Annotated in this window: 9 protein-coding genes and 2 pseudogenes; 2 read left to right on the top strand and 9 right to left on the bottom strand. The window is 70.4% G+C overall.

Features of this window, described 5'->3' with window-relative positions; genetic code table 11:
* Nucleotides 1–29: 29 nt before the first annotated feature.
* The 9 genes and pseudogenes from AB0F89_RS34425 to AB0F89_RS34385 all read right to left on the bottom strand — a co-directional run bounded on the left by AB0F89_RS34425 (nt 30) and on the right by AB0F89_RS34385 (nt 11,240).
* Nucleotides 30–1,475, bottom strand: coding sequence for an MFS transporter (locus tag AB0F89_RS34425; RefSeq protein ID WP_367130187.1), 1,446 nt, complete (start codon nt 1,473–1,475; stop codon nt 30–32).
* 226 nt (nt 1,476–1,701) lie between these two features.
* Nucleotides 1,702–2,103, bottom strand: a complete 402-nt coding sequence (locus AB0F89_RS34420) for a cellulose binding domain-containing protein (protein ID WP_367139127.1) — start codon at nt 2,101–2,103, stop codon at nt 1,702–1,704.
* Between the two features lie 189 nt (nt 2,104–2,292).
* Nucleotides 2,293–3,741: pseudogene (locus AB0F89_RS34415) on the bottom strand (endo-1,4-beta-xylanase); the annotation flags it as partial.
* Nucleotides 3,742–4,055: 314 nt separating this feature from the next.
* Nucleotides 4,056–5,516 (bottom strand): YdiU family protein, encoded by a 1,461-nt coding sequence (locus AB0F89_RS34410; RefSeq protein ID WP_367130185.1) that lies wholly within the window; start codon nt 5,514–5,516, stop codon nt 4,056–4,058.
* Nucleotides 5,517–6,025: 509 nt separating this feature from the next.
* A pseudogene (locus AB0F89_RS34405) lies at nt 6,026–6,613 on the bottom strand (glycoside hydrolase family 11 protein); the annotation flags it as partial.
* 225 nt (nt 6,614–6,838) lie between these two features.
* Complete coding sequence (locus AB0F89_RS34400) at nt 6,839–8,920, bottom strand: CotH kinase family protein (protein WP_367130183.1); 2,082 nt, start codon at nt 8,918–8,920, stop codon at nt 6,839–6,841.
* Nucleotides 8,911–9,750: a polyphosphate polymerase domain-containing protein gene (locus AB0F89_RS34395; RefSeq protein ID WP_367130181.1), complete on the bottom strand. Its 840-nt coding sequence runs from the start codon at nt 9,748–9,750 to the stop codon at nt 8,911–8,913. The genes AB0F89_RS34400 and AB0F89_RS34395 overlap by 10 nt, the downstream gene beginning before the upstream one ends.
* Entirely contained in the window at nt 9,747–10,349 is a 603-nt protein-coding gene (locus AB0F89_RS34390) for a DUF4956 domain-containing protein (RefSeq protein WP_367130179.1), read from the bottom strand. Before AB0F89_RS34390 ends, AB0F89_RS34395 begins: the two co-directional genes overlap by 4 nt.
* A 315-nt stretch (nt 10,350–10,664) precedes the next feature.
* Entirely contained in the window at nt 10,665–11,240 is a 576-nt protein-coding gene (locus AB0F89_RS34385) for a TetR/AcrR family transcriptional regulator (RefSeq protein WP_367130177.1), read from the bottom strand.
* A gap of 83 nt (nt 11,241–11,323) precedes the next feature.
* On the opposite strand from AB0F89_RS34385, the gene AB0F89_RS34380 reads away from it, so the two are divergent.
* Together AB0F89_RS34380 and AB0F89_RS34375 are read left to right on the top strand one after the other, a co-directional pair.
* Nucleotides 11,324–11,824 carry an FBP domain-containing protein gene (locus AB0F89_RS34380; RefSeq protein ID WP_367130175.1) on the top strand — a complete coding sequence of 167 codons (501 nt, stop codon included), beginning with the start codon at nt 11,324–11,326 and terminating at the stop codon, nt 11,822–11,824.
* A gap of 174 nt (nt 11,825–11,998) precedes the next feature.
* Nucleotides 11,999–13,447: a DHA2 family efflux MFS transporter permease subunit gene (locus AB0F89_RS34375; RefSeq protein ID WP_367130173.1), complete on the top strand. Its 1,449-nt coding sequence runs from the start codon at nt 11,999–12,001 to the stop codon at nt 13,445–13,447.
* Nucleotides 13,448–13,514: the final 67 nt, after the last annotated feature.

Below are 13,514 nucleotides of genomic sequence, written 5' to 3'. Positions count from 1 at the left end.
GGTCCTACGAGCCTTTTCGCGTGTTCGGATCAGTTCACCCGGCGGCGGTCGGCGAGGGCGGCGAAGATGCCCGCCGCGACGGCCAGCAGACCGCACAGCAGCAGCGAGAACCGGTAGCCCGACAGCAACGCCGCAGCGGGCGCCTCGGCCACGGACGCGCCCGCGGGCAGCTCACCGGCGGTCCGGCCGACCGCGAGGGCGGCGAACAGCGCGACGCCGAGCGCGGAGCCGAGCTGCTGGGAGGTGTTGAACAGACCGCCCGCCAGGCCCTGCCGGTCGTCCGGCACGCCCGCCGTCGCCGAGATGATGATCATCACGACGGCGGTGATGTTGCCGAACCCGACCAGGGCCGTGCCGACGAGCACCGCGGTCAGCCCCGCCGCGCCGGAGGGCAGCGCGGCCATCACCAGCGACCCCACCGCCTGCGCGGCGACGCCCAGCACCATCGTCGCCTTCGAGCCCAGCTTCGCCGAGATCCTCCCGGCGGTGACGCCCGCGAGCATGGCGGTCAGGCCCAGCACGGAGAACGTGAGCCCGGTGCGCAGCGGCGTGTACCGCTCGATGACCTGGAGGTACAGCGTGACGATGTAGGTCGAGCCGACGAACGCGCCGATCAGCGCCAGGTTCGTCACGTTGGCCACGACCAGCGCCCGCAGCCGGAAGATGCTCATCGGCACCAGCGGGTGCGGGGCCCGGTTCTCGATGAGGACGAACGCCACCAGCAGCACGGCGGTCAACGCGAACGCGGTCAGCGTGGTCGCGCCGAGCCAGCCGTGGGTGTGCGCCACCGACAGCCCGTAGACGAGGCTGATCAGCGCCACCGTGACGGTGACCGCGCCGGGCATGTCGAGCTTGGTGCGGTTGGCGGGCTTGGGCGTCTCGGCGATGAACAGCACCGCGGCCACACCGGTGAGCACGCCGATGGGCACGTTGATGAAGAACACCCAGCGCCAGTTCAGCAGGTCGGTCAGCACGCCGCCGGCGATGACGCCGCAGACGAACCCCAGCGACAGCACCGCGCCCCACACGCCCAGCGCCCGGTTGCGCGCCGGGCCCTCGGGGAACGAGGTGGTCAGCAGCGCCAGGGCCGCCGGCGCCACGAACGCCGCCGCAAGACCCTGGACACCGCGCAACACGACCAGCTGCACGGCGTCCTGGGCGAAACCGGCGAACAGCGAGGCGATGCCGAACACCAGCAACCCGGTGATGAACAACCGCCGCTGGCCGTGCAGGTCGGCGACCCGGCCGCCGAGCAGCAGGCACCCGCCGAAGGTCAGGGCGTAGGCGCTGACCACCCACTGCAGGTCGTTGACGGAGAAGCCGAGATCGGTCTGGATCGTCGGCAGGGCGACGTTGGTGATGGAGAAGTCGAGGACGATCATGAACTGCGCGGCGCACAGCAGCAGCAGGACCAGCCCGCTGCGCGCGCCCCCGGCGACCGGCTGACCGGACCGCGTTTCGGCTGCACTGGACAACGTGGGACTCCCTAGGACGGAATGGCGGATTGCAGGTCCACTGTCCTGAAGGGAGGGGGAACGATCCAGGGAAAGGGCTGCCAGGGGCCGGATTGCGCGCGGCTCTGGGCAGTTAACGTACTGGTGGTCCGGAAAACCGCTGTGCCCCCCACCGGGCGGTGAGGGGCACAGCGGCCGGTTGTCGCGTCAGGACGTCAGGACGTCAGAACGTCAGGTCGTCACGATGTCACGGCGTCCGACAGGTGACGGTCGGAGCCGCCCACTGGCCGTTGGCCATCACGGTGAAGCCGAACGTGGTGCTGGCGCCCGCGGCGAGGTTGCCGTTGCCGTTAGGCCTCATGGTCATCACGTTGCCGCTGGAGTCCCAGCTCGGCGTGCCGTTCCAGGTGCTCGAGACCTTCTGCGGCGAGCGCACGGTCACGGTCGCGGTCCAGCTGCTGATCGCCGACGAGCCCGCCCGGACGGTGACCTCGCCGTTGAAGCGGTCACCCCACTGCTGGCTGGTCCGGTACGTCGCCGTGCACGAGCCGCCCGGCTGCTGCGGGTCGGTCGTGGTGGTCGTCGTGGTCGTCGTCGGGCCGGGGTTGTCCGACGGCGCGACGGCCCGACCGGTCGACGGCGAGATCATGCCGGCGCACAGGCCGCGGCTCGCCAGGTTGGCGGCGATCTGCGGCACGGCGTTGATCGTCGTCTGGTAGCCGTCGTGCATCAGGATCACGCCGCCGTTCTGCAACGTCGACGCGGCCTGCACGATCGCGGCGGTACTGGCGCCGTTCCAGTCCTGCGAGTCGACGCTCCACAGCACCTCGGTCAGGCCGAACTGCGCCTCGACCGCCTTGAGCGTGCTGTTGGTCTCGCCGTACGGCGGCCGGAACAGCTTCGGCGCGACGCCGACCGCCGACTGGATGATCTGCTGCGTCTGCGAGATCTCCGACGTCATCTGGGCCTGGCTCAGCTGCGTCATGTGCGGGTGCGACCAGCTGTGGTTCTCCACCCACATCCCGGCGTCGCGCTGGCTGCGCGCGAGGGCCTGGTTGGCCTGGACCGCGTTGCCCTGGTTGAAGAACGTGGCCCGCAGGCCCGCCGACCGCAGCGCGTTGAGCAGCTGGGTGGTGCTGTTCGCCTTCGGGCCGTCGTCGTAGGTCAGGGCCACGTAACCGTTGGCGCAGTTGTTGTTCGGCGGCGGGGTGGTCGTGGTGGTGGTCGGCCCCGGGTTGCCGCCCGCGTTGAGGGCGTTGAGGACGGACGTGTACGCGGCCTTCTTGTTGCCGGAGCCGTCGAAGAGCAGGGGGGTGCCGGAGGCGCGCCAGGAGTCGCTGTCGCGGATGCCCCAGACGGTGATGCCGGTGCAGCGGGCGACGGAGAGGCAGGCTTGGACGACGCCCTGGTACTGCTGGGCCTGGGTGGCGCCGGAGCCTTCGATGTCGAGTTCGGTGATCTGGACGTCGACGCCGAGGGCGGCGAAGTTCTGCAGGGTGGTGTGGTAGTTGGAGGGGACGGGGTTGCCGCTGTTGAAGTGGGCCTGGAAGCCGACGCAGTCGATGGGCACGCCGCGGGACTTGAAGTCCTGGACCATGCGGTAGACGCCCTGGGTCTTGGCGTGTGACCAGTTGTCGGTGTTGTAGTCGTTGTAGCAGAGCTTGGCGCCGGGGTCGGCGGCGCGGGCGGCGCGGAAGGCGGCTTCGATCCAGTCGTTGCCGGTGCGTTGCAGGTTGGAGTCGCGGCGTCCGCCGCTGCTGCCGTCGGCGAAGGCCTCGTTGACGACGTCCCAGGAGTGGATCTTGCCGCGGTAGTAGGTGGCGACCTGGGTGACGTGGTTGAGCATGGCGTTGCGCAGGGCGGTGCCGGACATGTTCTGCATCCAGCCCGGTTGCTGGGAGTGCCAGGCCAGGGCGTGGCCGCGGACGCGTTTGCCCTGGTTGCGGGCGTGGTTGACGATGCGGTCGGCGTTGCCGTAGCTGAACTGGCCCTGGTTGGGCTCGGTGGCGTCCATCTTCATCTCGTTCTCGGCGGTGACCATGTCGAACTCCCGGTTGAGGATTCCGACGTAGGTGGAGTCACCGAGCTTGTTCGCGGCCACGGCCGTGCCGAAGTACCGCCCGCTCTCCGCGGCGGAAGCGCCCAACGTGGTGCCGGCGCTCGCGACGCTCGGCAGCACGACGGCCAGCGCGCCGAGCAGCCCGACCGCGCCGACCACGGCCGCGACTCGACGCGGTCCCACGCGCGCCACCGTCCTGCCGGCAGCGGTGACAGCAGTTCTGGACATCACTTCCTCCAAGGGGTCGTCCCGAAGTGCAACCGGACCGGCACTTCCCGGACGCGGGACGCGGGGTCGAAAGTTGCGATACAGCGGGTTAGCTATTTCGAGAAGCTAAGCCGGATGAAGGGGCTAGTCAAGACTGGTGATTTACCTATAGAGACGCATGAGTGCAGGTAGAGCCCTGTGCAGGGCCGATCGCACTACCTTCTGCGGCTTACGAAAGTATCGAAACTTCGGCCGTACTGTCGGACCCCGTCACAAGGGCACGGCTGATAACCGTCCCGGTGTCCTCGGGACGGTCGGAAGTGGAGCAGGGGGGATCAGGTGCCGCAGAAGGTCTGGTAAGCGGCGCCGAAGTCCTCCGGGGCGGGCGCGGCGTAGCGCTCGAAGCCGGGGCGTTCGTCGTAGGGCGCGGTGACGGCGTCCAGGAGGCGTTCGAACGGGCCCAGGTCGCCCTCGGTGGCCGCGCCGAGGGCTTCCTCCACCAGGTGGTTGCGCGGGACGTACACCGGGTTGACGCGGCGCATCGCGTCGGCGTCCGGCTCCAGCGCCCGCCACCGCGCGAGCCAGCCGTCGATGCCCGCGAGGTCCAGGAACAGCCCGCGCACGGGCTCGGTGTCGCCGTCCGCCGCCGTCGCGAGGTGGCGGTAGCACGACGTGTGGTCGACGTGGTTGTCCCGCATGAGCGTCAGCAGGTCGTCGACCAGCGGCGACGTCCCGTCGTCCGAGTCCCCGGGCAGGCCCAGCTTGGCCCGCATGCCCGCCGACCAGGCGTCGCCGTACCGCGGGCGGAACCGGCCGAGCGCGTCCACCGCCGCCGCGACCGCCTGCTCCTGGTCGTCGGCGAACAGCGGCAGCAGCGCCTCCGCGAGCCGGGCCAGGTTCCACTCGGCCACCAGCGGCTGGTTGCCGTAGGCGTAGCGGCCCGCGTGGTCGATGGAGCTGTAGGAGGTGGCCGGGTCGAAGGCGTCCATGAACGCGCACGGCCCGTAGTCGATGGTCTCGCCGGAGATCGTCATGTTGTCGGTGTTCATCACGCCGTGGACGAACCCGACGAGCATCCACCGCGCCACCAGCGACGCCTGAGCGGCCACCACCGCCTCGAACAGCGCCAGGTAGCGGTGCTCGGCGTCGGCGGCGGCGGGGTGGTGCAGGGCGATCGCGCGGTCGGCCAGCCGGCGCAGCAGATCGAGGTCGTCGGTGGCGCGGACGTACTGGAAGCTGCCGACCCGCAGGTGGCTGCGCGCCACCCTGGCCAGCACCGCGCCCGGCAGCGACGTCTCCCGGCGCACCGGGCGGCCGGTCGCGACCACGGCCAGGGACCGGGTGGTGGGGATGCCGAGGGCGTGCATCGCCTCGCTGACGACGTACTCGCGCAGCATCGGCCCGACCACCGCCAACCCGTCCCCGCCACGGGCGAACGGCGTGCGCCCGGAGCCCTTCAGGTGCAGGTCGCGCAGGTGGCCGTCGGCGTGGACGACCTCGCCGAGCAGCAGCGCCCGGCCGTCGCCGAGGCGTGGCGCGTAGTGGCCGAACTGGTGCCCGGCGTACGCCTGCGCCACCGGCGTCGCGCCGGCGGGCACCTCGCTGCCGACGAGCAGGCGCAACCCCTCGTCACCGCGCAACCAGGCGGCGTCGAGCCCGACCTCCGCGGCCAGCCGCTCGTTCAGCGCGAGCAGGCGGGGTGCCGGCGCCTGCTCCGCCTGCCAGGGCAGGGCCAGTTCCGGGAACTCCCGGGCGAAGTGGTCGCTCAGGCTGGCGGCGGGCGGTGAGGTGGTCACGTCGTCAACGGTACGTGCTCCGGGCAGACCGGTGCGGTGGCCCGGTGGAGCGGTCGGCACCACCCGCACCTCGTTGGCTAGCGGGGTGGTGCGGCAGTGCGACACGGTGGCGGGGCAGTGCGGCGGTGTGGTGAGGCGGTCGGTGTGGCAGGGCACTGCGGCGCGGCGGTGGGGTCGGCGCGCCGCAGTGCGGTTCGGGTGGGGGATCAGCCGGAGCAGGAGACCGATGGCCAGGTCCAGTTGCCGTTCGCCTGGATCGTCACGCCGAAGTTGTTGCCGCTGCCGTTCGGCCGCGCGGTCAGCACCTGGGCGCTCGGGTAGCCGGCGCTGGTGTTCCAGGTGGAGAGCACCTTCGCGGGTGACGGCACGTTCATCGTCACCGTCCAGTTGCTGGAGCCGCTGACCGACACGTTCAGGTTGTACCGGTCGTCCCACTTCTGCCCGGCGGACAGGGTGGCGGTGCAGCCGCCCCCGCCCGGGTTGCCCGGGTTGCCGCCCGGGACGCCGTCGACCGTGATGTTGGAGCTGCCGCTGCTCTGGTAGCCCTCGGTCGCCATGATCATGTAGTGGTGGCTGCCCAGGTTCATCCCCTGGCGCGCCCACGCGTCGAAGTGGTTCCCGGAGGTGATGGCGCCGCCGGTCCTCTTCGACTGCCGGACGCTCCAGTACTGGTCGAACGTCCTGGTGCCGTCGATCGACGGCGCGTTGGTCCGCGTCGTCCGGTAGATGTCGTAGGTGCCGCCGTCCGTGGTCACCGTGCCCTTGTACGAGCCGGTCGGCCGGTAGGTGCCCCAGTTGTCCACGATGTAGTACTCGACCAGCGGGTTGCGGGTCCACCCGTAGAGGGTCAGGTAGGCGTTCCCGGACGGGTTGAAGCTGCCCGAGTAGTTCACCGTCCGCCTGCTGCCGGTGGCCCAGCCCTTGCCCGCGACGAAGTTGCCGGTGTTGCGCCACGAAGTGCTGTAATTGCCGCCCGACCCGAGTTCCATCGAGACGGTGTTCTGGCTGTCGGTCCAGAACGAGTAGAAGTAGCCGTTGTTCGTGCCGGTCTGGTTCGTGGTGACCGCCGCCTGCGCGTTCGACGCCACGACGACCATGAGGAGAAATGTGATCGCGGTCAGCGGGAACAATCTCCCGCCTCTCAACCTGCCTGACATCGGCGAATCCTTTCGGAAACGTGATCGACGCTGATCGACCCGAAGAGCATCAAGTCGGCAACCGTTCGAAGTCAACGGTTTGCGAAAGTTTCCGGTGCGCTTCGCCGAATTCCGGGAATGCGCGTGCGCCCGACGCCGCCAAGGCGCCGGGCGCACGCGCGGCGGTCAGCTCGCGGTGCAGGTGAGCACCGGTTTGCCGGGTGCGCCCGAGGACGTGCCGAGGAACCCGAACGTGGTGCCGGCGCCCGCCGGGACGGAGCCGTTGTGCGCGGCGTTGCGGGCGGTGACCGTCGAGCCCTGGCTGGTGAGGGTCGCGTTCCACGCCTGGGTGACCGTCTCACCGCCGGTGTAGGTCCACGACACGGTCCAGTTGGAGATCGCCGACGTGCCCGCCGTGACGCGGACCTCGCCCTGGAACCCGCCCTGCCACTGGTTGGTCACGGTGTACGTCGCGCTGCACCGGCCACTGGGCTGCGGAGTCGTGGTGGTGGTCGTCGTGGTCGTCGTAGTGGTGGTGGACGTCGGCGACGTCGTGCCACCCCAACCCGCCGTCGAGTCCAGCCAGGCGACGCGGCGCTGCATCCAGTCCCGCATCGCCTGCACCTGCCCCTGCCACGTGGGCGCGGTCGGCGTCCGGAAGAAGCCGACCGTCGGCGACGACAGGTTCGGCCAGCGCTGGAAGTTGCGCTGCGCGGCGTTGGTCAGCGGCCGGGAGAGACCGTCGATCCGGGACACCAGCGCGGAGTCGGCCAGCGGGCCGCGGCGCAGCGCCTGCCAGCGCGCCTTGACCTGGTTGACGAACGCCGGGTCGCGCAGCAGCTGCGCGTGCCAGTCATTCGCCTGCGGCTGCCGGGTCTGCAGGTGCTGCCAGCCGGCCACCTGGTCGTTCTGGAAGTACCCGCCGACGCCGAACGTGAGGTCGAAGTCCCACAGCGGGCCGGCGACGATCTTGCTGTCGCGGTCCTTGTGGAAGTGGGCGCTGCGCAGGTAGGCGTCCATGCCGCGGCTCAGCTCGTTGATGATCATGTGGTCGATGAACGAGGGCACGTCGATGTACTTCTGGTAGCCCGTGGTCGGGTCCGCGAAGTCAGGGGCCCTCAGAACGTCGTTGAACTCCTGGATGTGATTGCGCAACCAGTCCCGCTGCTGGGTGTTCAACGGGTCCGGATCGGCCACCTCCAGGTAGTTCCAGCAGGTGGCCGCGGGACCGGTGCACGGCAGCGTCGGCTCCTCGGCCGCCATCCACTCGAACTTGAAGATGTACCCGCCGGAGATCTTCGGCAGGGTGGTGTCGTCCTCGTCCAACCCCTTGAGGTCGAGCCGGTTCTTCGAGTTCTTGATCGTCTCGACCATCATGTAGACGCCCATGTAGTCGGCGGCGCCGACCGGCGTGGCATCGGTGTTCAGGTAGAACTCGACGAACTTGTAGCGCGGCGCCTTCAACCCCATCTCCCGGCCGAGGTCGTAGATGAACGCCTCGCGGATCAGCGCCTTGTCGGTGAACGGCCCGCGCAGCACCCAGTCGGAGTCGGCGGGCATGCCGAGCACCGGGTAGTCGGCGTCGTCGCCCGCGTTGTCCCAGAACTCCAGCCGGTACGGCGTCTTCTCGAACGTCGCCGAGGACTGGCCGCGCAGCTTGAACCCGGCGCGGGTGGTCACCGCCGGCGTCGCGGCCAGCGACGTGGTGCCGCCCGCGGGCGGTTCGAAGATCATGGTCGCGCCGTCGAAGTACTCCCGCTGCGGCTTGCCGGCGCCGTAGGAGTCGATCGCGACCACCGGCAGGTCGTGCGCCGTGGCGGTCGCCTCCCGCGCGACGTACAGGGCCGTGCCGGGCGCGCCGGACGCCGCCTGGTTGACGAACGCCTGCGCCCGCAGCTGGGTGGTCCGGGTGAACTGCAGCGGTCCCTGGTAGAGCGGCGACTGCGCGTCGGGCAGCCGGCCGTTGGTGGTGTAGCGGAGCTGCGCGCCGCTGATCGCGGTGCTCAGCGACACCGAGACCTGGCCCTGGAACGTGCCTCCCGGCACCGAAAAGGCGATGTCGCCGACCAGGTCGTCGGCCGCGGCGGCCGCGGCGACGGCGTCGGCCGCCGCGGTGCTGCCGGCCAGGTCGACCGACGCGATCCCGGCGTCCGGCTGGGCGCCGGCCGACAGCGGGACGAGGAATCCGGTGAGCAGCACCGCGGCGATCGCGAGCCCCTTGGCTCGGTGGTGTGCCGCGGCGCCGTTGCTGCGGTTGGTCAAGCGCACGATGCCTCCTGTTCGGGTCGGTGGAACGCGGTCGGCGCCGGGTTGACCGACGGGGCGGTGTCGCGGAAGTGGCGGCGCAGCGTCCGGCGCCACGGCGCGTCCGGCAGGTCCACGCGCAGCGCGGCCAGACCGGTGGCGTACTTGGAGATGCGGGTGGGCCGGATGCCGCGCTGCCACAGCATCCGGTCGACCGGCGTGGCCGCCGCGGCGCTCTTGGTCTCGACCACGACCACACCGGACAGCCGCAGCGCGGTGTCGCCGTCCCGCCAGGACAGCTCGGTGTCGACGGTGACCCGGCTGGCGGTCTCCGGCAGCAGCAGCGTGGTGCGCTGGTAGTCGGTGACCAGGACCGGGTCGAAGTCGGCGCCCGCGGCGGGGTTGATCGCCTCCCGGGCGAGCGCTTCGTCGATGAAGCCCCGTCCCGGTCGCACGGTGCCGCAGTCGTCGGCGTGGTAGGGCAGCCGGTGCTTGGTGATGTTGCCGCGGGCGCCGCTGATCTTGACCTCCAGCCAGCACTCGGCCGAGTCGACGTAGGTGCGGGTGCGCACCTTGAACCGCCGACGCCTGCGGTAGGCCGCGGAGTGGTAGCTGACGAGCCGCGGCGTGTCGAAGTACACCGACTCGTAGCGGAACGCGCGCTCGCCGCCGATCTCCAGCACCTTCGCGTGCGGCGCGACCTGGTCGAGCAGGCCGGGCAGCGCCGCCGCGGGCACCAGGTACTTGCGGTCCACCCTGGTCTGCAGCGCGGCCCGGTCGACCAGCTCGGCCAGCCCGACCGGCGCCAGCCGCGACAGGGCGGGCGTGATCGTCGTCGTGGTGGTGGTGGTCATCGGCGGGCTCCGGAGTGCGCGGGCGTGCCGGTCGCGACGGTGAGGCCGCGTTCGGTCAGCGCGTACCGGACGTCGACGGTGGTCGTCTCGTTGACCATGTCGAGCCGCTGCACGGTCACCGAGTGCACGCGGGCGTTCAGCAGTTGCTCCAGGTGCGCGACCAGGGCCAGGTGGTCGGTGATGGCCGAGTCGAGCACCAGCACCTGGTGCCGGTAGTGCCGGAACAGCCGCCGGTTGTCGCCGAGGAACATCACCAGGACGATCAACCCCATCAGGCCGCCGTTGAGCCACAGCGAAGAGGTGCTGAGCGCGCCGAGCAGGCCGAGCGCGAGGGCGGAGAAGTAGTACGCCACCTCGTGCTGGTCGAGTTCGGTCGAGCGCAACCGGATGATCGACAGCACGCCGAACAGCGCCATTCCCAGCCCGATGCCCGCACCGGTGTTGCTGTTGCTCAGCGCGCTGGCCACGGCCAGGACGCCGACGTTGACACCCAGGTAGGCGACGACGAGGTCGCGGCGGCGGTGCCGGGGGAAGTACAACCCGAAGACGAGCAGCGCCACCGCGCAGATGTCGATCGCGAACAGGACGAGTTGGGACATCTCGTTCGTTCCTCCTGAGCCGCATGCCGAGGTCGGCTGGGCACCGCCCGCTTCTTGGCGGGGGTCTGCAGGACGGTCGCCGAAATTTTCGAACCTTCAAGTAAACTTTCGGGAACTCGAACGAAACGATAGGGGGCAGCCCGGTGTCACGTCAATGAACTGATGGGGCGCTACCGCGTCCTGACGGGTGGCTGCTGCGCTGGTAGCGGCCATTCGGCGGCTGCGATTGCCTCGACGGAACGCCGAACGGCGGATGCGTGCTGCGACTGCTCCATAACGAAAAGTGTCGAAACTTTCGCGCTGATCTGCGGATTTTCAGGAGGTGGACGGCGGCCAGTGCAGCAACAGGGTGTGCAGGGCGTCCAAGGTTCTGGCCCACGAGGCGTCGGTGTCGCGCGGGTGGTGCCGGAACCCGCCCGACGCCTCCAGGGTGACGAACCCGTGGAACGTGCTGTGCAGCAGGCGCACGGCGTCGGTCTGGTCGGGTTCGGCCAGGTGGTAGCCGCGCAGGATCGCCCTGGTCATGTCGGAGTGCCGGTTCGCCCGGCTGGTCCCGGCGATCCGCGGGGTCAGCTCGACCCGCATCGCCGCGTACCGGCCGGGGTGGCTCCTGGCGTAGTGCCGGTGGGCGTCGGCGAAGGCGACCAGGGCGTCCCGGCCCGCGCGACCCGCCAGCGCGTCGGCGACCCGGTCGGCGAGCTCGGACAGCGCCAGCACCGCGACCCGCTCCCGCAGCTCCTGCGCGTTGCGGACGTGCGAGTAGAGGCTCGCGTCCTTCACGCCGAACCGGCGGGCCAGCGCCGAGACGGTCAGGTTGTCGAAGCCGACCTCGTCGGCCAGCTCCGCGGCCGCCTGGACCAGCCGTTCGGCCGTCAACCCCGCGCGTGCCATGCCGCTCCTCCGCCGAACCTAGGAGCCCTAGGATATCACTTAACAATTTGTCGTCAGCGGCTAGCAGACGTAGCTTGAGGAGCATGGAACCGGTAACCGAAGGCGACATCCGCGCGTCGTTCGTCAACTGCACCAAGGGCGAGGCGAAGCGGCTGTCCGTGCCGGGGGACCTGGCCGAGCGGCCATGGGACGACCTCGACTTCCTCGGCTGGCGCGACCCCGCCGCGCCGCAGCGCGCGTACCTGGTCGCCCGGACCGCCGACGGGCCGACGGGCGTGGCGCTGCGCCTGGCGTCGTCGGACGCGGGCCAGGTGCGGCGCACGATGTGCTCGTTGTGCCTGACCACGCACCAGGGCAACGGCGTCGTGCTGATGACCGCGCGCAAGGCGGGCCGGAGCGGCCTCCAGGGCAACTCCGTGGGGCTCTACGTCTGCGCGGACCTCGCGTGCTCGCTCTACCTGCGAGGCAAGAAGGACGCCGGACCGGGCGGGCGGCTGCACGAATCGCTCACGACGGAGGAGAAGGCGGAGCGGACCGCGGCCAAGGTCGCCGGTTTCCTGGCCAGGGTGACCGCTTCCCGTTGACGCCGAGGGCGGTCCGAACGCGATCCTCGTCACCACGCCGGGCGCGATCCGGCCACATCGGGGTTCGCCGGTGGAAAAAGCGAGTTCCCCACGTGATCCCCGCGGGTAGGGTTGAGTCGGTTCAGGGCGCTGTCGCCTTCTGTCGCGCCCGTCTTTTCCTTGGGGGATCTACGCATGACTTCCGCAGGTGTGTCCGACGCCGTGACGTCGCCGCCCGCGCTCAGCCGCGGCGACCGCGCCGTGATCGGCGTGCTGCTCGTGGCCACGTTCGTGGTCATCCTGAACGAGACCATCATGGGCGTCGCGCTGCCGGTGCTGCTGACCGAGCTGAACGTGACGGCGGCCGTGGGCCAGTGGCTCACGGCGGGCTTCCTCCTCACCATGTCGGTGGTCATCCCGATCACCGGCTACCTCATCCAGCGGGTGCCGACCCGGGTGCTGTTCGGCGTGGCGATGACGCTGTTCAGCGCCGGCACGCTGATCGCCGCGCTGGCGCCCGGCTTCACGGTGCTGCTCGCGGCCCGCGTGGTGCAGGCGTTCGGCACGGCGATCATGGTGCCGCTGCTGATGACCACCGTGATGACGCTGGTGCCGCCGGCCCGCCGGGGCGCGGTGATGGGCAACATCTCGATCGTCATCTCGGTCGCGCCCGCCATCGGGCCCACCGTGTCCGGTGTGGTGCTGGACCTGTTCAGCTGGCGGGCCATGTTCTGGGTGGTGCTGCCGTTCTCGGTGGCCACGCTGGTGCTCGGCCTGCGCTGGGTGACCCGCATCGGCGAGTCGAGCACCGCGCCGATCGACGTGCTGTCGGTGGTGCTGTCGGTGCTCGGCTTCGGCGGCCTGGTCTACGGCCTGTCGAACATCGGGCACAGCGGCAGCGGTTCGAGCGCCACGCTGTGGCTGTCGCTGGGGGTCGGCGTGCTCGGCGTGACGGCGTTCGTGCTGCGCCAGGTCTCGTTGCAGCGCCGCGAACGCGCCCTGCTGGACCTGCGCACGTTCGGCTTCCGGATGTTCACGCTGGCCAGCGCGCTGATGATGGTGATGATGGGCCTGCTGCTCGGCGTCGTCACGATCCTGCCGATCTACATGCAGAACGTGATCGCGCTCGACCCGCTGGCCACCGGGCTCCTGCTGCTGCCCGGCGGTCTGCTGATGGGCCTGCTGTCGCCGTTCGTCGGCCGGCTGTACGACCGGGTCGGCCCGCGGGTGCTGCTGATCGTCGGCACGATCGCCACCAGCGGCTCGCTGTGGTTCGCCACGACGTTCGACGCCTCGACGCCCGCGGTCATGGTGCTGGTGTTCCACCTCGCCCTGAGCCTGGGCCTGGCGTTCTCGTTCACGCCGCTGTTCTCCTCCGGCCTGGGCGCCCTGCCGGCCAGGCTCTACTCGCACGGCAGCGCGATCTTCAGCACCACGCAGCAGCTGGCCGCCGCGGCCGGGGTGGCGCTGCTGGTGAGCGTGATGAGCGCGCGGGCCGCCGAGCTGGCCTCGGCCGGTGAGCCCGCGGTCGGCGCGGAGATGGGCGGCCTGCACTCGGCGATGCTGCTCGCGGCGGTCCTGTCGCTGGTGGCGGTCGTCGGTTCGTTCATGGTCAAGGGCGGCAAGGCCGAGTCCCCGGTCTAAAGGGGCCGCGTCGTGCGCGGGGGCGAATCACCTCGTCCCCGTGCACTGCTTTGTTCAGGATCGTGAA

Source organism: Saccharothrix sp. HUAS TT1, assembly GCF_040744945.1.
In the GTDB taxonomy this organism is placed as follows: Bacteria; Actinomycetota; Actinomycetes; order Mycobacteriales; family Pseudonocardiaceae; genus Actinosynnema.
Note: the sequence above shows the minus strand (reverse complement) of the source record. Positions and strands in the feature narration are given on the sequence as shown.

Coding starts and splice junctions, on each gene's coding strand:
- AB0F89_RS34420 (WP_367139127.1), bottom strand. CDS start 2,103: ATGATCTCGCCGTCGACCGGTCGGGCCGTCGCGCCGTCGGACAACCCC.
- AB0F89_RS34395 (WP_367130181.1), bottom strand. CDS start 9,750: ATGACCACCACCACCACGACGACGATCACGCCCGCCCTGTCGCGGCTG.
- AB0F89_RS34390 (WP_367130179.1), bottom strand. CDS start 10,349: ATGTCCCAACTCGTCCTGTTCGCGATCGACATCTGCGCGGTGGCGCTG.
- AB0F89_RS34385 (WP_367130177.1), bottom strand. CDS start 11,240: ATGGCACGCGCGGGGTTGACGGCCGAACGGCTGGTCCAGGCGGCCGCG.
- AB0F89_RS34380 (WP_367130175.1), top strand. CDS start 11,324: ATGGAACCGGTAACCGAAGGCGACATCCGCGCGTCGTTCGTCAACTGC.
- AB0F89_RS34375 (WP_367130173.1), top strand. CDS start 11,999: ATGACTTCCGCAGGTGTGTCCGACGCCGTGACGTCGCCGCCCGCGCTC.